The 20,640-nt window shown below is 42.1% G+C and carries 17 protein-coding genes; 6 read left to right on the forward strand and 11 right to left on the reverse strand.

The genetic code is table 11. From position 1 onward, the window contains the following. Nucleotides 1-259 precede the first annotated feature (259 nt). From R7093_RS01055 to R7093_RS01075, 5 genes are all read left to right on the forward strand, one after another. On the forward strand, nt 260-775 hold the full coding sequence (locus tag R7093_RS01055; protein ID WP_005375979.1) for an NUDIX hydrolase: 516 nt from the start codon (nt 260-262) through the stop codon (nt 773-775). A gap of 22 nt (nt 776-797) precedes the next feature. Next, nucleotides 798-1,802: a low-specificity L-threonine aldolase gene (gene ltaE, locus R7093_RS01060; protein WP_005375978.1), complete on the forward strand. Its 1,005-nt coding sequence runs from the start codon at nt 798-800 to the stop codon at nt 1,800-1,802. Nucleotides 1,803-1,880: 78 nt separating this feature from the next. Next, nucleotides 1,881-2,201 carry a c-type cytochrome gene (locus R7093_RS01065; protein WP_005375977.1) on the forward strand — a complete coding sequence of 107 codons (321 nt, stop codon included), beginning with the start codon at nt 1,881-1,883 and terminating at the stop codon, nt 2,199-2,201. Between the two features lie 211 nt (nt 2,202-2,412). Continuing rightward, a complete protein-coding gene (yfcC, locus tag R7093_RS01070) occupies nt 2,413-3,945 on the forward strand; it encodes a putative basic amino acid antiporter YfcC (protein WP_005387492.1) in 1,533 nt (510 codons plus the stop codon). A gap of 110 nt (nt 3,946-4,055) precedes the next feature. Next, nucleotides 4,056-5,051, forward strand: coding sequence for a succinylglutamate desuccinylase/aspartoacylase family protein (locus R7093_RS01075; protein ID WP_047101032.1), 996 nt, complete (start codon nt 4,056-4,058; stop codon nt 5,049-5,051). Between the two features lie 207 nt (nt 5,052-5,258). Here R7093_RS01075 and R7093_RS01080 read toward each other — a convergent pair whose 3' ends face one another. Next, nucleotides 5,259-5,792 carry a lipocalin family protein gene (locus R7093_RS01080; protein ID WP_005375974.1) on the reverse strand — a complete coding sequence of 178 codons (534 nt, stop codon included), beginning with the start codon at nt 5,790-5,792 and terminating at the stop codon, nt 5,259-5,261. A gap of 307 nt (nt 5,793-6,099) precedes the next feature. Between R7093_RS01080 and R7093_RS01085 the strand changes: the two genes are divergently transcribed. Next, nucleotides 6,100-6,480: a cystatin domain-containing protein gene (locus tag R7093_RS01085; RefSeq protein ID WP_017633640.1), complete on the forward strand. Its 381-nt coding sequence runs from the start codon at nt 6,100-6,102 to the stop codon at nt 6,478-6,480. A 58-nt stretch (nt 6,481-6,538) separates the two neighbouring features. On the opposite strand, the gene R7093_RS01090 is transcribed toward R7093_RS01085, so the two are convergent. The 10 genes from R7093_RS01090 to tssE form a co-directional block, all read right to left on the reverse strand. Continuing rightward, entirely contained in the window at nt 6,539-9,595 is a 3,057-nt protein-coding gene (locus tag R7093_RS01090; RefSeq protein WP_318146463.1) for an SMC family ATPase, read from the reverse strand. A 9-nt stretch (nt 9,596-9,604) separates the two neighbouring features. Then, complete coding sequence (locus tag R7093_RS01095) at nt 9,605-10,738, reverse strand: exonuclease SbcCD subunit D (protein WP_005375971.1); 1,134 nt, start codon at nt 10,736-10,738, stop codon at nt 9,605-9,607. 358 nt (nt 10,739-11,096) lie between these two features. Then, nucleotides 11,097-11,936: an NAD/NADP transhydrogenase subunit beta gene (locus tag R7093_RS01100; protein WP_318146464.1), complete on the reverse strand. Its 840-nt coding sequence runs from the start codon at nt 11,934-11,936 to the stop codon at nt 11,097-11,099. Next, the gene (locus R7093_RS01105) at nt 11,937-12,227 is read right to left on the reverse strand and encodes a PAAR domain-containing protein (protein WP_005375969.1); all 291 of its coding nucleotides are present in this window, start codon (nt 12,225-12,227) and stop codon (nt 11,937-11,939) included. An 11-nt stretch (nt 12,228-12,238) separates the two neighbouring features. Continuing rightward, nucleotides 12,239-14,074, reverse strand: a complete 1,836-nt coding sequence (tssI, locus tag R7093_RS01110; RefSeq protein WP_285335192.1) for a type VI secretion system tip protein TssI/VgrG — start codon at nt 14,072-14,074, stop codon at nt 12,239-12,241. A 48-nt stretch (nt 14,075-14,122) separates the two neighbouring features. Next, nucleotides 14,123-14,602, reverse strand: a complete 480-nt coding sequence (locus tag R7093_RS01115; protein WP_005375967.1) for an Hcp family type VI secretion system effector — start codon at nt 14,600-14,602, stop codon at nt 14,123-14,125. A gap of 208 nt (nt 14,603-14,810) precedes the next feature. After that, nucleotides 14,811-17,378, reverse strand: a complete 2,568-nt coding sequence (gene tssH, locus R7093_RS01120) for a type VI secretion system ATPase TssH (protein ID WP_213967644.1) — start codon at nt 17,376-17,378, stop codon at nt 14,811-14,813. A gap of 10 nt (nt 17,379-17,388) precedes the next feature. Then, the gene (tssG, locus tag R7093_RS01125; RefSeq protein ID WP_005375963.1) at nt 17,389-18,354 is read right to left on the reverse strand and encodes a type VI secretion system baseplate subunit TssG; all 966 of its coding nucleotides are present in this window, start codon (nt 18,352-18,354) and stop codon (nt 17,389-17,391) included. Beyond that, a complete protein-coding gene (gene tssF / locus R7093_RS01130; RefSeq protein WP_017820213.1) occupies nt 18,351-20,174 on the reverse strand; it encodes a type VI secretion system baseplate subunit TssF in 1,824 nt (607 codons plus the stop codon). The genes tssG and tssF overlap by 4 nt, the downstream gene beginning before the upstream one ends. Beyond that, on the reverse strand, nt 20,171-20,635 hold the full coding sequence (tssE, locus tag R7093_RS01135) for a type VI secretion system baseplate subunit TssE (RefSeq protein ID WP_017635621.1): 465 nt from the start codon (nt 20,633-20,635) through the stop codon (nt 20,171-20,173). The genes tssF and tssE overlap by 4 nt, the downstream gene beginning before the upstream one ends. Between the last annotated feature and the right edge of the window lie 5 nt (nt 20,636-20,640).

Genomic DNA, 20,640 nt, shown 5'->3' on the forward strand with positions numbered 1-20,640 from the left:
GCTGCTGAAGTGGTATTGCGTTAACATTTTTATACACTTGTTATAACTTTGTTACAAATGTATTTTGTCGAATTCCCCTTATAGCAGATGCTTTTCCCCTTCTTGACGAAGCAATCAAAGTTTCCATTTATGAGACATTGCTCACTTAAAGTGCAAACGCTTTCGTCGTGTTGCAGTATTTTTTGCTTTTGTTTCCCACCATTTGTGGTTAATGTCGAAAAACGTCAAAAATGCGGTAACAGCTAGGGTTTATAACTGCATGAGCAAGATAATTCATAAATGGAAGCAAATTTCTCTGATTGAAGAAGACGTTGTGCTTCCTACAGGACAGGCAATTACGCACACCACAATCCATCATCCGGGTGCTGCGGTGATTCTCCCTATTACAGCGGAGGGTCACATTGTCCTTGTCCACCAATTTCGGCCTTCACTTAATAAATGGCTATTGGAACTTCCTGCTGGTACCAGAGAAGGCAACGAAGAGCCACTCTGCTGCGCCAAAAGAGAGTTAGAGGAAGAAACTGGGTTTAGTGCAGAGAAATTCACGTCTCTCGGCCAAGTCACCCCTCTTGCCGGATTTTGTGATGAGATACAGTATCTATTTGTTGCCGAAAAGCTCAACAAAACAAACCGTTACGAGTGCGATGAAGACGAAGTGATTGAGGTCGTCACCTTGTCAATCAAGCAACTCGAAGAAAAGATAGTCGATGGCACGATCACCGATGCCAAAACGATCGCTTGCTTAAGCAAAGCGCGCCTTTGCGGATATATTTAGGACTTTGACCAAGGAGACATTCATGGATTTTCGATCAGATACCGTTACACAGCCCACCCAAGCCATGCGAGAAGCCATGTTTAAGGCCCCCGTTGGGGATGATGTTTATGGTGATGACCCTACGGTCAATGAGCTTGAAAAATTTGCTGCGCAGCTTGCTGGTTTCGAAGCAGCTTTGTTTACCACTTCAGGCACTCAAGCCAATCTGCTCGGTTTAATGGCGCATTGCGAGCGGGGAGATGAATATCTATGTGGGCAACAAGCACATAACTACAAATACGAAGCTGGTGGCGCGGCGGTTTTGGGATCAATTCAACCTCAACCAGTCGAAAATAACCCAGATGGCACGCTACCATTTGATAAACTGGCTGCTGCAATTAAACCAGATGATTGTCACTTTGCTCGCACTAAGCTTCTCAGCTTAGAAAACACAATTAATGGTAAAGTACTACCTCTGTCTTACTTAGCAGAAGCACGTGACTTCGTGAATAAACATAACTTGCAGATGCATCTAGATGGCGCTCGCGTTTTTAACGCAGCCGTTGCACTTGATGTTCCGGTAAAAGAGATCGGTCAGTACTTTGATTCAATGACGATCTGTCTGTCGAAAGGTCTGGCTGCCCCTGTTGGCTCGCTACTACTTGGTAGCAAAGACTACATCGCAAAAGCACGTCGCTTAAGAAAGATGGTCGGCGGTGGTATGCGTCAAGCGGGTATTCTTGCCGCAGCAGGCAAACTTGCCCTTACCGAACAAGTGGAACAGCTAAAACAAGACCACATCAACGCAAAAACCTTAGCGGAAGGTTTAGCAGAACTGCCTGGTTTTTCAGTCAACCCTGAATTTGTTCAAACGAACATCGTGTTCGCGAAGCTTGATCCTCAAGTGGACATAGTAAGTATCGCTGCGAAACTAAAGGAACAAAACATCACGATAACCCCTGGAAATCCAATTCGTTTTGTAACTCATAAAGATATTTCAGCGAAAGACATCGACACTTTCTTATCAAGTATAAAATCTCTACTTTAATTTGATTTTGATCATTGAGCTTCCCCTAAGGGGAAGCTTTATTGTATCGCCATGATTTTTAGCGAATAGATAACCTCCATGCTCAGGTTTGTACTTCTAATCTCTTTTATTTTCTCTTCCGCTATCCATGCCGAGCCGTTTGGTGATGCTGATAAAGGTAAAATCAAATCACCTAGCTGTGTCTATTGTCACGGTGTTAAAGGCATCGCAACGAACAACACCTATCCAAGCCTTGCTGGTCAAAATTCTCAGTACCTTTACAATGCAATGAAATCTTATCAAGCCGGTGAGCGTAAAGGGCCGCTTGCAGAAATGATGGCAGCACAGTTAAAAATGTTAAATGATGAAGACCTTCGTGATGTCGCTGCTTTTTATGCAGAACAGACAGAAATCAAGTAATTAGATCACCTGTAGATGACTATGAAAGCTCGTGAATCATCCAAACTCAACGCATATTGAAACATTAACCCAACATTTGACCACAAAACAATCAAATTAACTTCACTTCAAATATTTGATGAATTTATAGTTCAACATAAGCATTAATATTGACTTTTTATTCTATTTTATCGATATTTCATGCTTTATTGAATTTGACGTGAAGTAAGTTATGTCTCACACACATGCGCAACCAGCAGACTCGGTTGCTACCCCTAAGTCGTGGCAGATGCCAGATACCCTCATTTTGATCTTCATTGTTGGTATTCTTGCTGCGATTCTTACCTACTTAATTCCTGCTGGTCATTTTGATAGCCAACAGGTGACCTACATGGTCGACGGTGCAGAAAAAACTCGCACAGTTATCGATCCTTCTTCTTTCTCTTATGCAACCGACGAAAACGGTGAATTGGTTTACAACAAGGTTGGCCTGTTTGCTTCTGGTGGTGGCATTGGTCTGATGAACTTCCCTTTCGAAGGGCTAGTTTCTGGCTCTAAATGGGGCAGCGCAATCGGCGTGATTATGTTCATGTTGGTTATCGGCGGTGCTTTCGGCGTTGTAATGCGCACAGGCACAATCGATAACGGTATCCTGCGCCTTATCGATAAGACCAAAGGTAACGAAGCGCTATTCATTCCAGTGCTATTTTTGCTGTTCTCGCTAGGCGGTGCGGTATTTGGTATGGGTGAAGAAGCCGTAGCATTTGCGATTATTATCGCGCCGCTTATGGTTCGCCTTGGTTATGATGGTATCACTACGGTAATGGTTACCTATGTTGCGACTCAAATTGGCTTTGCTACTTCTTGGATGAACCCTTTCTCCGTCGCTATTGCGCAAGGCATTGCGGGTGTACCTGTTTTATCTGGCATGACAGTGCGCATGGGGTTATGGGCTGGCTTTACGTTAATCGGTATCGCTTTCACAATGATCTACGCCGCTCGTGTGAAGTCAAATCCTAAACTTTCTTACAGCCACCGCACAGACCAGTATTTCCGTCAGCAAGAGCTTGGCAATCAAGATTCTCGTTGGAACCTAGGTGACACACTCGTTATCCTTACGGTTATTGCGACCACGGTGTGGGTCGTTTGGGGCGTAGTCGCTAACGCATGGTACATCCCAGAAATCGCTTCTCAATTTTTCACTATGGGCTTTGTTGTCGCGATCATCGGTACGATTTTCCGCCTGAACGGTATGACGCTAAACTGCGCAGCTGATGCATTTAAAGAAGGTGCAGCTATTATGCTTGCACCTGCCCTATTAGTGGGTTGTGCGAAAGGTGTATTGCTTATACTTGGTGGTGGTACAACTGATGAAGCGAGTGTACTGAATTCAATTCTAAACAGTGCTGGCGGCGTGATTAGCGGGCTTCCTGACGTGGCTGCGGCATGGTTAATGTATGTATTCCAATCTATCTTCAACTTCTTCGTCACTTCAGGATCCGGACAAGCGGCACTAACGATGCCTCTACTGGCCCCTCTGGCAGACATTGCAGGAGTTACGCGCCAAGTGGCAGTTTTGTCATTCCAACTTGGCGATGGCTTTACTAACGTTATCGTCCCTACTTCGGCATCTCTCATGGCAACGCTTGGTGTCTGCCGTATCGACTGGGGTGACTGGGCAAAATTCTGCTGGCGATTTATTCTATTACTCTTTACCCTATCAAGTATCGTCGTTATCGCAGCTCATATTATGGGTTTTGCGTAAAACGAAGCCAATTGGTAATTAAGGCGAGACATGTTCTCGCCTTATTAATATTCATGGTATGACGACGCTAAGGTTTTAGATTAGCTCATGGTTTTGGAGTGGTAACTTTAATGGCAACACAATTTCTCGATGACGTGATTCAAGGTCATCAAGTGATTCAATCTCTCAATGTAGCAGACCTAAATTCGGGCGAGCATAAGTTTTGGTTTCGCATCGCAACGAATGCTCTCTCTCAGTGGCAACACCTACCTGTGCTAGTGTTCAAAGGTGAAAAACCTGGCAAGAAAATCATGATTACCGCAGGGGTTCATGGTGATGAGTACAATGGTGTGTTAGCAGCGCAGCAAACTGCTCGAGAGCTCATCGGCACTGAAGTCGCTGGTACTGTCACTATTGTTCCAACCGTTAACATGCCAGGTATGCTAAACCACAGCCGTGATTTCTATTCCGCAGACCCTGATGCGTCTCCTGCAAACTTAAACCGCTTTTTTCCTGGTGACCAAAACGGCAATGAAGCCCAACGCTACTTATATGCATTGTGGAATGATTTGCTCAAACCAAATGCTGATTTAGCCATTGACCTTCACACTCAAACCAGTGGTGCGGCCTATCCGCTTTACGTGTTTGCAGATTTCCGAATCGAGCAATCATTAGAAATGGCTCGTCTCATTAATCCTGATGCGATTTTAAATGATCCTGGAGATGCTGGCGTCCTTGAAACGGTTTGGAATAACCACGGTGTCCCAAGCATTACAGTTGAAGTAGGTATGGGGCGATACACCGAGCAAGAGCTCATCAGTCGAACTGTAACAGGCATTTTTAATGTGCTGAAAGAGCATAACATTGCTGAAGGTGATGTGGACACTATTACGTCATGCTTGGAAGGAAACGAAATCATCAGTGTGAAAGCGACACACGGCGGCTTTGTACTGCCTCATGTTAGTTTGATGGATTTTGTCGAGCAAGGTCAACTTCTTGCGATTCAATACGACAGCTTTGGCGCTGAGATTAAACGCTACACCGCCCCAACAAGCGGCACAGTACTTAGCCACAATGTTGAATCTATTCGAGCACCAGGCTCCCTGATCGTTCGTTTGATTAAGTAAACCATAACCGTTTGTTGATAGATCAACCTTTCGACGCTCACTCAAATTTATATAAGCCCCATCACGAGTAATCACAAATGATGGGGCTATATCCATTTTGACCACATTAAGTTACGCGGTAACAAATTACTGTTAAGCGAAATGACAAACTGAGCTCTTAATTAGGAAGCTTCCCCTCTGTCCGCTTTTTCAGCCACGCTGATGAACTTAAAGCTGTCTTTGTTTCTCTTGTTCAACAAAAATGAGCTCGTCTATAGCGAAACCTTTCTCTTTAGCTACGTACTTAAAGCGCTCCACTACTTTCTCATCAACGTTAGGCGTTCTAGACAATAGCCACAAATAGTCGTGGTTGTAACCGGAAACAAACGCATAGTTATAGTTTTCACCTAGCTCAAAAACAATGTAAGAAGAGTATATTGGCCCAAAAAAGGAAACCTTTAAGTGTCCAACCGTTTTATCTTCAACAAAATAAGCTTTGCCTTCAGCTTCTGACCACTGTCGCTCTTCTTCGGAATATCCACGGTTTATCACCTTAACCCCACCATCCTCGCGAACCTGATACTCAGCGGTAACGTTGGATAAGCCTCGCTCAAATGAATGGTCTAGGCGTGCAATTTCGTACCACTTACCTAGATATGGCTCTAAATCGAAATTATTGACGGGTTCCACCCCATCCGGCTTCGAGGTACAACCAAATAAAGTTGCAAGTGACAAAAGTAAAAATATTTTTATCGATTTCATACAACACCTAAATTTTAATTAGTGATTGATTTTACTCTAGAAGATAACAAATCGATCACTAAGCCGCACCATCGCCCTAATAGGTACACATCACAATTCTTCATCATCAATAGCGCGCTGAACACCGAAACCTCGTCATCTCAGCAAATCGATAACAAGATTGCTCTATTTTTGACTTACAAGCTGACCATGCTTGTACATTTTGTCAGCATTTAACCCTATGCATATAGAAACTTTGCACAACATAGACATTCGTAGGCATATCACCCTCCTATAATACGTTGCGTTATAGACAGAGGTTATTGTTATGAAATTAAAAACAGTGTCAGTTTGTGCACTTTTGGTGTTACTTGCAGGTTGTCAGCAGGAAAAGCCGAGCGCAACGACACAATTAACGACCTCGGCAGATGTATGTAATGCACAAGGAAACATGCCAGGTGGGTGGAATGAGTTTAACGCGACCCCTGATGCACAAAAGGCAATGGCCTTTGTTTTAAAGAAAATGGACACAATAGCGTCGTTTAAACAAATACTGAATGTTCACGCGCAAATCGTTAGCGGCGTCAACTATGCTATTGAGTTTGAATTGGATGATGGCTCTGTTTGGAACACGATTGTTTATCGCAACCTCGATGGCGAATATGCGATTACCCAATCGCCAAAAGAAGGCCACTTTTGCGAACAGTAGCGACTTAGTCAGAAAGCCCCAACATTAGGGGCTTTTTGATCTAACAGTAGTCACTGAATTAGACAGCGAAGCGACATTGAGATTTAATCGACACCGTTGAACCAAGTCTTGATGGTTCTACATCAATCCTCTGCGCCATTTGTTCTTTCAACTCAGAAACGTGAGAAATAACACCGATCATGCGCCCAGTCTGTTGCAGGTCCACTAGCGTTTGAATAGCAAGATCTAAAGACTCTGGGTCTAAACTACCGAAGCCCTCATCAATAAATAAAGTGTCTAAACGAATACCGCCACTATAGGATTGCACAACATCCGACAAACCAAGTGCCAGAGCAAGCGCTGCCATAAATGATTCACCGCCGGAAAGTGTCGCAACATCACGCGTTTTTCCTGTGTAGCCATCTTCAACCATTAAATCTAAGCCGCGACCCGCAGCACCTTTGAAGCCCTCTGTTTTTCGAGCAAGAATATAGCGCCCTTTACTCATAAGGCTTAAACGTTGGGAGGCCTGAATCAGCACATCATCCAACAGTACACCAAGAACAAAGCGATGTAGGCTAACCCTGCTGCCTGTTTTACCACTAGCAACGTCGTACAACGTACCAAAGACTTTGTATTCTTCTTCTAACTTACTATTTTTCTCATGCAACACGGCAATATCTTTACGAACCTTTTCAAGACGTTCAAATATTGAGCGTGTGGTATCAAGTTGATTCCTTACTTCAATATATTGCGCCTGCAGAGTGGTTAACCTGTCATTAAACAACTCTAAATTAGGCCTTTCAAGATCTTTCAATGCATGATTTAAATCATGTAGTGTTTGCTCAAGCTTGGTTTGTGCCTGTTTGAAGCTGTCTATTTCTTGCTGCCAGGCTTGAAGTTCATCATCTCCCACTCGACTACTTAGATAATGGCTTTCATCCTCAAATTTACTCGCCTGTAGTGCCTCATTCCACGCTAATTCTGCTTGGCTAAGTTTTTGCTCTGACTCAGATAACCACTGCTTGTTCGTCGCTAAGTGACTTTCCGCATTTGATTTCTCCAATATCGCTTGCTGCAAAGCGGTTTGCGCCTTTTCTAAGCCTGTGTTCAAACTCAGAATTTGCTCTTTTGTCAGCAAAATTTCACGTTCAAGCAAGTCAGCGGAACTGTATTTTGGGTCAATAGAAGCTTGTAATTGAGCCAATTGTTCTTGGTTCGCTTTAACGGTTGATTCATTTGCCGCCATTTTATTCTGCAGCTCATGAATTTTATTTTCACCCACGACGCAGCGTTGATTAAGCTGTTCAACGTTCTTTTCTAGCTTTTCAATATCAATAGCTTGTAGACGTAGGAGTTGAGCATTGATCGCTTGCAAATCATTTTGAACCGTCGAGATCTCAGATGTAGCATACTCACCCAACTCCTCTTTCAACTGGTTACACTGATTCTGATACTGACTAATGACAACGTTATGTTGTTCTAGCTGATTGCTTAGTTGGTTCAACAAGGTTTGAGCTTCTCGCTCTTTAGCTCTAGCCGCCTGAACTTGCTCTTTTGTAACGGCTTCTTCAACAAACGTTGCGGGGTTAGGATGCGTTTCGCTACCACACACCGGGCATGCTTCACCTGCTTTTAGTCGCTGCGCTAATACTGCCGCTTGAGCGTTGTGCCACTTAAGCTCTATCGTATCAGCGGCTTGTTGACGCTGCATATAGCGCTGACTGGCTTCGTGTAGTGACTGCTGCTTGCCTACAGTTAGCGCATTGAGTTTAGAGAGCTCTAAAGTAAGATCATGCAGCTTTTGTAGATCCTGTAACAGCCGTTGTTTTTGTTTTATTTCCGCATCGATGCTGCCAATAAGCGCAACATCAACTCGTGCTTTCTCTAGCTCCTTCTGTCCCTGCTGGGCCTGTAACGTTAACTTATCTTTTAGTTCTATGTACTGTTTTAACGTTGCTTCAAATTGTTGTTTTTGTTGATAACCCGCCGTTATTTTACTTTCCAAATTGTCTTTCTCGACCAACTTGTTTTTCATACTTTCAAGTTGATACTGCAGTTGCGTTAACTGCGGGACCTTTGCCGCTGCCTCTTTTGCACTTTGCTGCAAGTTTTCTTGTTCTCTCGCAACGACATTAGCTTTTTCGAGACTCTCTTCCAAAGCTACGATTTTTTGCCTAAGCTCTTGCGTTTGAGCTTTTGCATTTTGTAATGAGATGTAGGGCAACTCTATCTTATTGGCATTTTTAGCGTTTTCTAATTGCTGTTGACGAGCTTTTATCGAATCTGAGTGTTCTAGATGCAGCTTGAGTGCGCTTTCTGCTTGCTCTCGTTTCGAAAACTCTCCATTCAAGGTTTCCGCTTTTTGCAATTCAGATTTAGCAGTATTGAGCTTATCTAACGCTGCTTGCTCATTCTTTTTATCAGACTCTAATTGCTTAGTTACTTGTTCCAGTTGTTGTAATAGTTCTTGTTCAGAACTCGCTTCTGCAACTTGTAAAGCACCTCGAATTTGATTATCAAATTCGCCTTTCGCTTTACTAATTGCACTCGCTTTATCTTTGAGCGCGTACTCAATTTTTTTATATATGTCAGTTTGAAAGAGCTGGCCAAAAATTTCTTCACGCTCTTTAGAGCTAGCAAGCAACAGTTCTCGGAATTTTCCTTGAGGCAACACCATAACTTGACGAAATTGAGTTTCATTCAAGCCAATAATATTGCTAACTTCAGTTTTAACCTGAGTCGTCTTGCTGGTGATAAGCGTTTCAGTCTCACCGAGTTCATAAAGAGCCGCAGTGTGCTTTTTAATCGTCATCCCTTCACCACGGGCCTTGGGCGCTTCCTGCTCAGGGGATCGAACAACTCGGTATTGTTTGCCGTGTAACGAAAATTCGAGAACTACTTCGGTTGGTAAGTCTTGCGCGGATAAGTCACACCGCATCTGAATACCTTGTCGCTCATTACCTGTGGTTTCACCATAAAGGGCGAAGCAAATGGCATCTAAGATCGACGTTTTACCGGAACCTGTAGGACCATTAATCAAAAATAGAGGGTTACTGCCAAGCTTCTCAAAATGAATGATTTCAGTTTTTGCAAACGGACCAAAGGCTTGTATGGTTAGTTTAATTGGTTTCATCTTTGGTCCCTATTGCTGTGATAATTGCTTAATAATGTCAGTAACAGCTTGCTCTTGCTCTTTAGACAACTGGCTATCTTGCGCCTCAATAAAAAAATCTCGGAACATATCAATTTCGCTTCGCGCCAACTTTGCTTGCGCCATTTCCTGCTCTACCCCAATTAACATGCCAGGTTTCTCAAGGTGTAAAACGTTTGGATACACTGAACGAAGTTTTTCCATTGGGTTTAAAATCGCATGTTTATCCATCAAACGAACTAACAAATAATCTTCATTCTTGGGGTCTGTTTTCCCTTGCTCAATAACTTTATCCAGCTCGCCCTCTACAATACGCATTTCATGAGGAGCCGTAAGATCAATATGCTTTGCAGAAACGAATCCTTTCTTGTCCAGTTCAACTAACGTGAAACCTTTTCTCTGGTTCTGTTCACCAAAGCTATACTTCATGAGAGAGCCAGAGTAACGGATATGCTCTGCGCCTTTCTTTTGAGGCTGATGCAAATGACCAAGTGCGACGTAGTCAAAATCTAAGAAGTGTTCATGACTCACGCGATCAGAACCACCAATAGATAATGGTCGTTCAGAGTCTGACTCGATAGCCCCATCAACAAAACAGTGACTCACGAGCACGCGCTTTTGCTTAGAGATAAAGCGCTCTTTAATTTGCTCAACAAGCAATTGATGAGCCTCATCATGAGTGGATACCGAGGCTTTGTAGGCAAACCTGACCTGTTCAGGGTCGTTATAAGGCATACCATAAAACGCGACCTCGTCCGCAGAGTCCGTTTTTATGATGATGGGAGTGAGCATCTCTTCAAAGTTGCTAACAATATGGAGACCTGCATTTTTCATTTGCTCTGAGCCGAAACCTAACCTTTCTGCACCATCATGGTTGCCAGATATCAATATCATTGGTGTTTCTAACTCGGTACAAATGCGTTTCACGACTCGATTTAACAGTTCTATTGCAACCGTTGGTGGCACCGAACGGTCATAGATATCTCCCGCCACTACAACTGCATCGACGGGGTTGCGTTCAATATAGTTAATCAGTTGTTCGAGTACTGCTTGTTGATCTTCGAGTAGTGATACGTTGTGGAATTGTCGACCAAGATGCCAATCTGAGGTGTGGATAAACTTCATTCGAATTCACTTTCCGCCAATTCTATGAGTAGGCTTGCTTCTGTCAGAGTCCATGTACCGTTTATAAAAAGGAATGCGTCACGGGTGGGATCTCGAACAAACCAAAACTCAAGTTATTTTATATCGGTAAGGATATCTTGAGTCGAACAGCTTTTCATGTGGTTTGTGTTCTATGGCTGGCTATTTAATCAGAAAGCGAGAAGAACACTGTAAAAACGCGGTGAGCAAAGCTATTTTGAAAAGCAAGCTGCGCCTAGTCATTGTCCAAACATCATTAAAGGGCCAGTTTCGAGTCAATCCCCCATAACATTTGCATCACTAAAACCTCAGCTACTAGAAGGAAAAGCAATAGCCAGACCTATTCACTACGCCAATTGTATATTACTCCTACCGCATAGCCATCTGACTCGATGTCGGCTTGCAACACGTGAAAGTCTGGGCAGGGGCTGCTTCTTTGAAGCTCATCAATCACTAACGCTTTTAAAACGCCGCCACATGCACCCAATCCGCCAAGTTTGATATCAACAAATTGATACTGAGTTTGATCGGTCACCCACGGAGACAAGAATTGCATTGAGTTTAACCATTGCGGTTCTTCCTCATTAACGGATAAATACAATTGACTGAGTGGATGTTCACAACTTACTCCTAATTGCTTAAACACTTTGTCCACGGCGATGCGTTGTTGTTTGGCATCTAAATCAATTCGAACAACATCAGGCACAAGACCTGAATGTCGAAAAAAACACTTGGTTAAAATGATAGAGCTTTGAGGTTTGACATGCCCTTCTACATCACTCGTAACCTCTATAGCCAGTATCCAAGTCGCTTGCGTTTCATTAACTTCACGATTTATCCGATTTAGTGCCATCAAAAATGCAGCTTGGCCATAAGGATAAAAGTAAATTTCAGTATTGACAGTTTGGTCAACGAAAATAGAAAGCTCGCTTATCAATGCTTTAAGCAAACTTTTGTCCACCGAAGATGGTAAAAGAACACAGAGATTCTCCTTGATATCAGCTTGCTCAAGACTCTCGCGCTCAGAGCGCACGAGGCTTAATATATGCTCATCTATTGATTGAGCAAAGTCAGGGGGTCGGATTTCCTCGGACAATCTAAAAGAATCATCAGCTAACTCGCGAACGGTGTGTGAACGGCCATTAAAGGATAGAAGATGCGTTTGAAATGCGAGTGGCATCTAGCCTCCGATTAAAACCGTAGGCATACCAGATAGAATTTTGCCACCATGAGACGTTGAATCGCCGACTCTTGCGGCTGGTTTACCGTTGATTGTTACGCTAGAAGAACCTGCTGAGATACTATCCGGAGGACCGATACAAATAAGCTTGTCGCCTTGTCTTGCCGCAGGTATCCCGCCAATCGTTACGTTTGGTGAACCAACAACGACGGGACCACCGACATGCGGTATCTTTCCTGTTTTTTTAGGGCAAAGATGAAAGCTGCCCAAAATTGCGGCTGGTTTACCCACTTTAAATCACCTTAGTTCAATGAAATTTGCCCAGCTTTAAGAGCAATAGCTGAGCCGTTAATAGATATTTTATTACCTTTGATATTGATTTCTCCAGAGCTAGACATCTGAATAGAAGCACCACCTACTTTGATCTCGACGCTCTTTCCTGCATTAAAAGACAGCACTTCACCCGTTTCATTCGAAAAGTTTTTACCTACTTTCAAGCTCGCGTTCTGACCAACCTCTTGATTAACATCATTGGTCACTTTTTCGGTTTTACTGTTTTCAACGGCGATATCAACACAGTCTTCAACTAGCATTTGGAACAGTTTTTCAGCATGAAGATAAATGTGCTCTTCACCAGGCTTATCATCGAAGCGCAACTCATTAAAATTGGATGTACCTTTTTGTACAGAGCGTGATTTATAACCACTCTGAGAACTTTGCTCTGGTAAAGCGTAAGGAGGGAGTTGACTACCGTTATATAGTGACCCCGTAACGATTGGTTGATCAGGGTCTCCGTTGACAAACTCGACGATGACCTCTTGTCCGACTCTAGGGTGAAACACCGACCCCCATCCGTTACCTGCGATATTTTGCGCAACACGAATCCAACATGAACTATTTACATCGTATTTACCAACACGGTCCCAGTGAAACTGAACTTTGATACGGCCATGTTTGTCTATGTAAATTTCACCATCTTTGTTCCCCGTAACTATTGCAGTTTGCAAACCTTTCATCTGAGGTTTCGGATAGTTAACTGAAGGACGAAGGATTGTCTTTGAGTCAACACAACTAAACGAGACTTTGACACCTTGCGCACCGGTGCCACCTTGACCAGTCTGGTTATAAACAGCAGCAGACAAAAAAACAGAAGACAGTACATATTCTTTGCCAACTCGAGATTTATCTTCATGTTTTTTAAACTTGAAGCACTTGCCTACGCTGAATGTTCTGCACGTAGCCTCGCCACGACACAAATATGCATTTTGCTGTAGTGCTTCTATTGCATGCGTGTTTCTCAGTGCGTATTGATCATTGCTCTCCATTTCACCCATGTATTCAAAATACTCGCTTCCAGGTACTGTAAAAAAATCACTTTCACCCTTTGCAGTATTTTTAGGATTCGAAGAAGGCTTGAACATGTTATAGCCTGACTTTTGACTCGCTTTAGTAGTCAGAATTTGCGTTTCATGCCAAGAAGAAATGTGGCTAGACTTCGCCGTACCTGTATCAAAATCGACTAAAAACTCAGTACCCGGCTTATAAAAACTGATGTCATCAAAAATATTGAGCGTATGGGCAGACTTAGTATGTGTAAAACAAAATGATAGCCCCTCCTCCGATAACAGACGTCGAACAAATTCAAGATCTGATTCTTCATATTGTACTTTGTACGTGTATTTAGGATAGGACTTGGTTAGCTCAAAACTAAAGGCAACACTATGCTCCGATAGTACTTCAGAGATAATTTCCTTTATATCTTTATGCTGAAATATTCTGCAATTTTTTCGATATTCAGCGAAACGTAATTTAGGCTCTATTAATAATTCTATGTTTTTATAATTTTCGCCTTTATGTGTATTAGAAACCCTTTTCCCTTCTAATCTTGCAGCAGAAACGTAACCATGCATATAACGAGGATTTGAAGAAACATCCTCATTATTTTCAAGGGTAATGGTAACTTCCTTACCAATAATTTCGTTTAACTCACTTCGTTGATCATTAAAGTAAGCTTTAGCACGCAATGAAAAAAGTTCTGAGATCTCTTCTTTATACTCAAACGAGTTTAGTATGATGGCATCTTTACCGAATGGGGAAGAAATTCGGATGAAATTGTTATCTTGAGTTGCTCTTTTCATTAAATACTTCTTTCAAAAAATGCGGAGGAATACTCCCCCGCATGAAAATTACATTTGTTGACCTTTAACACCGCTGTAGCCGTATACCAATGGAGCAGAAGTGTTGTTCTTATCGTCAGTAGGAGTCACTGTCATCATCATTTCTGTGTAAGAAATTGTGATAGTTTCAACTGGACGATCGTCTTGGATAGAAACTGAGTAGTTAGAAATCATCGCATCAGTCAGTTCGATCTTCATGATCTCTTCAACCTTCTCACCCTGCTTAGTAATATGGAAAACCGCTGGTTTACCTTTACCAATCGTCGCTTCTTTAAATAAGTCAGGAGAAGAACGGTCTTGAAGTTTAGTGATAGTCAAATCATATAGACGAGTAGCGCTCGCTTCACGGTCCATCGCTGTACCAGTGTATGATGAGATCTCACGACCTACACTCCAATCTACAGATAGTAGTGTAATCAAATCTTTGTATTGCTCGGCTGTTGCCTCACCCTTAATATCTGCGTATTTAAGATACGTATTAGACTGCATGCTAATCTCCTATAGCATTATTAATTGACATATATCGTAGTAATTTAATTATCTGACGTTTGGTGATAATTAGTGATTAATGTATCAAAAACTTCATTTTAAATACGCCCTGTTATATCTTTAAATAAGATTTAATTTAAGCGTTTTTTATAAAAAATAATAGTTAATATGAACCAACTCCCAATTATTATTGAGAGTGTAAAGGATGTTAAACTATTGAGACATCAAGTCCACTAGTTGTACCTTTAACAATAATTTCATCAAACGTCTTATCATTAAGAATTGCATGCAATATTTCATGAGAAATCTTCGGAAGCAATGTATTTTCTATGGTTGTTTGTACCACACGCGCACCACTGCCAGACTCATTGCTATTGTCTACAATATCATTAATTAGTTCCTCATCAAAAAACAGGTCAGCGTTATAGTGCTTACGAATACGAGTCGTAATTTTATCCAACTTTAATTTTGTTATTTCTATCAATACTTTTCTTGATAGAGGCAAATAAGGTAATACGTTCACACGCCCTAAAAATGCAGGTTTAAAGTCGACCAACAAATCATCGCGTAAAGCATCTTTTAGTGCTGACGGCTCAGGAGCTAAATCAGGATCAGAATACAAAGACATCGTCGTTTCGGTCCCTGTGTTCGCGGTCATAATAATAATAGTGTTTTTAAAGTCTATATCTCGACCTTCACCGTCTTTAATTGAGCCTTTATCAAACACCTGATAAAAAATATCTTGAACACCAGGGTGCGCTTTTTCCATTTCATCGAGGAGAATTACACTATAAGGTTTACGTCTAACAGCTTCAGTCAGTACACCTCCTTCTCCATAACCGACATAACCAGGAGGAGAACCTAATAGCAATGAGACTTTATGCTCTTCCTTAAATTCCGACATATTGATAGTCGTGACATTTTCTTCACTACCATAGACTTTCTCTGCAATCGCCAAAGCCGATTCGGTTTTACCCACTCCGCTTGGTCCGGTTAGGAGAAATACACCATTTGGTCGTGTCTCATCCGTGAGCTGCGCACTCGCGGTTTTTATCACTTCAGACATGAGCTCTAAAGCGTGATCCTGCCCGACAACTCGCTTACACAAACTTTCTTTCAAACCCAATACTGCTTGGATTTCATCATCCTGAAGTTTACCTAGCGGTATACCGGTCCAATCCGAAATAACTTCTGCGATTAGCGCTTCATTTACATGCGAAAAAACTAAGGGCTGTGAGTTAGCGGAAAGGTTATTTTCAAGCTCTTGTAACTTGTCTCTAGCAGTTTCAGAACCCTCCTGGATTATTTGGGTTCTAAGTGACTTAGCTTCATTTACCCATTCTTTTTCTTTTTCCCAAAGTACTTCTAATTCAATAATGTCATTAGATAGCGCATCAATCTCTTTTCGGACACCTTGCAGCTGCACATCAAGAGATGCTCCTAGCCGACTCTCTTGGCTAAGATGCTCATACTCAGCTTGCTTTGCTTTAAGTTTGTTTCTTTTCGCATCTAGGCCTCCCGGTGTAGATGACTGACTTAACGCAACTCGAGAACAGGCCGTATCCAAAACAGAAACCGCTTTATCTGGCAGTTGACGACCATTAATGTATCGAGCTGACAGTTGGACCGCTGCATTGAGAGCTTGGTTAGTGATATGAACATCGTGGTGTTGTGCCATTACATCAAGTAAGCCTCGTAACATTTCGATCGCGAGTTCAGGGGCAGGCTCATCAACCTTTACGACTTGAAAACGCCTAGTTAAAGCTGCATCTTTTTCAAAATACTTTTTATACTCTGCCCACGTTGTTGCTGCGATCGTTCTGAGTTCACCTCTCGCTAATGCTGGCTTCAGAATATTCGCCGCATCACCTTGGCCCGCTTGCCCACCACCGCCAATTAGGCCATGAGCTTCATCAATGAACAATATAATAGGCTGTGGAGCGTCGTTTACTTCCTTAACAAGGTTCTTAAGCCTGTTTTCAAACTCACCTTTCATGCCTGCGCCGGCTTGCAGTAACGCCAAATCCAGAGACTTAATTGCCACATTTTGCAGAGCGGGAGGTACATCGCCATCAATGATCTTTTGCGCCAAACCTTCAACAACGGCTGTTTTTCCAACACCAGCTTCTCCCGTAAGAATCGGGTTGTTTTGTCGGCGTCTTAATAAAATATCGATCATTAGGCGAATTTCATTATCTCTACCAATCACCGGATCTATTTTACCTTCCCTAGCTTGCTCAGTAAGGTCTGTTGTAAATTGATTCAAGGCGGAATTCGCGTTTGACTGCGCTAAGTCATTCGATCTTGATTGAGGCGCATTACTTTCTTTAAAGTTCAATAAGCGAGATGGTTCTATCTTGTTTAGTTCAGGACTAATCGAACCAGCCATGTTGACTAACGTATCATCAGACAAGTAGGCAAATAAAAGATGGATGCACCCCAACTGTTCTTGATTGAATTCAATGGTTGCAGACAACAAGGCATTTTGCATAACAGTCACCGTATGAGCTGATAGCCCAGGCACCGACTGGCATCCTGTTTTGTATTTTTCTAATGCCTTTTGAATATCGGTTTCAACCTTGATTTTATCGACATCAAATTCGTCAAAAACTTCAGAGTAAATATCGTCAGGATGGCGGATAATCATCATTAACCAGTGAGACATTTCAATACTGTGATGAGTTCGGGAGCTTGCCATCGCAGCTGCCTGTTCAAGTGTTTCCTTAGCCTGAGGAGACAATCTTTCGACCAACGCTGAAAGTGAGAGTGAAGCCATTACATTTCCTTTAAATAGTAATTGTTATAGTTCGATCTTTTGTACGTTCGTGTTTTTTAAGCACAGAACCAATACCTAACTGCCCCTGCTGTTTCGATAAACAAGCTTGTGGTAGCAAACTATGTTTGGTGGTGAGCTGCCACTTCAGTTGTTTATGTTTTCCAATCAACTCATAAGCAGCGTTCTTAATGATTGCTATATTGGGTTGGTTAGGAAGCAATTTACTAACTAGCTGTTTATCTTTTGGCAGAAATTCTATTGTTGTCCCCGCGTTGATGTTCCATGCTTTCGAACCCAAAGACGCTCCTAAACCAAGTTGAGCAAACTGCCCTTCAGGCATAGTTCGGGATGCAAGGCGTGTTTGCTCTTCTTTCGTAAGGTGTAACCATTGTCCTTGAAATTCATGAACTTTTACTTGGCATCCAGATAAACATTCAAGAATACTTTTCAGTCCACCTTTACTTCTCACTGGTGAAGCAAACACACCACCATAGTGCCGGGACAGTGAACTCCCTTTCCCAGTTAATGCCGATTTACAGCTTTCTAACGGCGAACGCGCGCCCTGCGCATGCGCACGAGACTGAACAGTCAGCTGACTCAGTTGCCAACATCGATAATAAAGAGATAATAAGCGATGATTGAAAATATCGTAGAAGTCCACCATAGCCGTATCGCCTTCTTTTTGGCGATGTAAAGCTAATTCACTATAGTGCTGGGGAAGCACACCTTGCTCACCCGTTAGGCCTATTAAATTGGTCTCAATCTCTAACTTGCTGTCATCTATATTTTTCAGTTCACAAAGCTGAGCATTTTCAAAACCTAATGATGGATTAACCTTTAAGTTTAGCTTTTCATGCTTCGGTAACGCATCTGTTCCTATTTGCGCCTCTGCTTGCAGAACTTCGTGTTCAATAAGATGAATCGCTTCAAACAATGGATGTTGCTTTAATTCTCGATAAAATTGTTCCGCGCTCATAGCAACACCTTATCGCCAGTTAATGCGGGCCATAGGTGGAAAGACTTTCCCGTGGACTTAATTCTTATTTCTAACTGCGTAAAAATGTTAATTTCAGCATATTGCGAGAAGTAAACAGATAAAACACTACCTAAGAGAAAGATCTGCTCTTTAGGTAAAATTTGATCAGAAACCGTCAAAATAATTTTTATACCGTGCGCAAATCCAACTTTGCCTTTCTGACTAATTCTTCCTGTAGTAGGCTCAAACTCTAACTTAGTTAAAGCATCGATTACCGCTTTCGTTTCTGCTGTCCCAGAAAATGCATAGAGATTAAGGGTCTGCTTCAAAGTTGCTAAACCATCTTCCTCGGTAAAATGGTTTAAAGTTAAAAGCTTAGTTAACTGCCATCGTGTGCTTTCATCCATTTCTGGCCGAATAGTTTCTGATAAAGAAACTAAACAACGAACAGATTCGAAATTGTCATTTACCTCCGGTAAAGATACTTGCGGCAGCCCACCTCCAAATGGAAGTTTCTGCGCTAAGTTGCGGTTACAGCACTCAGCTTCCACGTACATTAACCAGTTTTCCCGGCTATCCGGGCTGAACAATTGATGTTTTTTATCAACAAAAGAAATGTAAGTTTCTCTACCTGGCTCATCATACCCACCAGCCCAGTTCTTATCCTCACGTCTCATCAACCAATAAATCTCACTAGTGTTTGTATAATGCGTGTGCTCACCAGCGTGATAACATGGCAAATTGTGGTACGTTTTGTTCCAGTTTCTCAACGTTACGTCAGAAATTGAGACAACCTCATTACTTTCAGATTCTTGGTATTGTGGAGACAAGTGGTAATCGTATTCAGTTGGTAGAATACGCTTAGGCTCCATAATACTTTTAAATAAGTTGATTACAGGCACACAACCTACCATTAAGCTTTCTTCGTCCACTTGCTTTGGAAGCCAGTCATCGTTGGTATCAAAGTAAAAATACAGTTCGACTTGCTCTCCAAGATCTAGCTCAGATAATCCAAGTTCGGTGATATCAAAGAACATAAACTTCTCAGGAAAGTGCAAATACTCAACAAGTAATCTTGCTCCTGAAAAGCTTCTTTTACTGTATGGCACAACTTTCTCATCTTCTGAAAATCCTACTTCAGAAAGATGTCTTTTGGTTAAAGGACGAACTTCTTTGCCATCCACAACAACAGATAAACCAATTAGGTTTTGAAACAGCATTTGGTAGAGCTTAAAAGTCAATTGAGATTGACCGTTTAAATAGAAGCGCAGCCGTTCTATCCCCATTTCACCAAGAGGAGTCTCTTCATCTTGAGCCGTGAGCTGTACTTTCAAAACTGAATGAGCATTGCTTTCCCATCGTGAGCCAACTGGCTTGAAAGGCGCATTTTTAAAAACGCCAGAGGTCACATCAACAGGATACATTCTGACCGGATAACAAGTTCTAAACTCGCATTCATGATATCCAGTAGCACCGATAACAACTCGCTCGCCTTCTTCTACATCAAAATAAGAGGAAGTGGAGTTAGAACAGCTCATTTTAATGACTGACATTGACGGGATTGGGGCGTGAAAATCCGGATATAACTGTCCCATCAAAGACTCTGTAAACTGAGGGTAACTATTGTCTAAGCTTTGTCTAATCCTTGCTGTTAGAAATGCGCAGCCTTCTAACAATCTTTCTACGTGTGGATCGTCAACCTGTTCCTCACTAATACGAAGTCTCGCGGCAATCTTGGGATACTGCTCACCAAACTCTTGCCCTTTGTGACGCAAATAAGCTAACTCGCGATTATAGTACTTGAGAAACTCTTCACTCATTTTGCTCTACTCAGTTTCATACCTAAATTTACCGGCTCTACTTCAGAATTGAATCGCACTTCATGAATACTGTTATCAATTAAGCAAGTGGCATTTATCTGTAACCTCAATACCCTATCAATAGCGTTTTTCTCGTCCGAAATCTGGACATGAGGGTTCCTTAACCTCGGCTCAAACTCTTTAATTGCATCATGAACGATGTCGCAAAGCTGATTCTGCCCTTCTTGGCTGCTATAGGGCATTGAGGAAAAATCTGGCAGCCCATAGTTCAATATTGAATAACGAACCTCTAGAAGATCATCAGGAATATTTTTCCATCCAATACGACTATTCAGCATCGACTCTAGATCTCTAAGTAAGCTGCTCAACATCTGTTGCTGGCTTGCAGGGAAGTCTTTCTCATCTCGAGTGAGAGGATCACTATCTATCAATTTGTCGAGCAGAGAAACGGTTAACGACATGATAT

It is taken from the genome of Vibrio sp. 1580 (genome assembly GCF_033340055.1).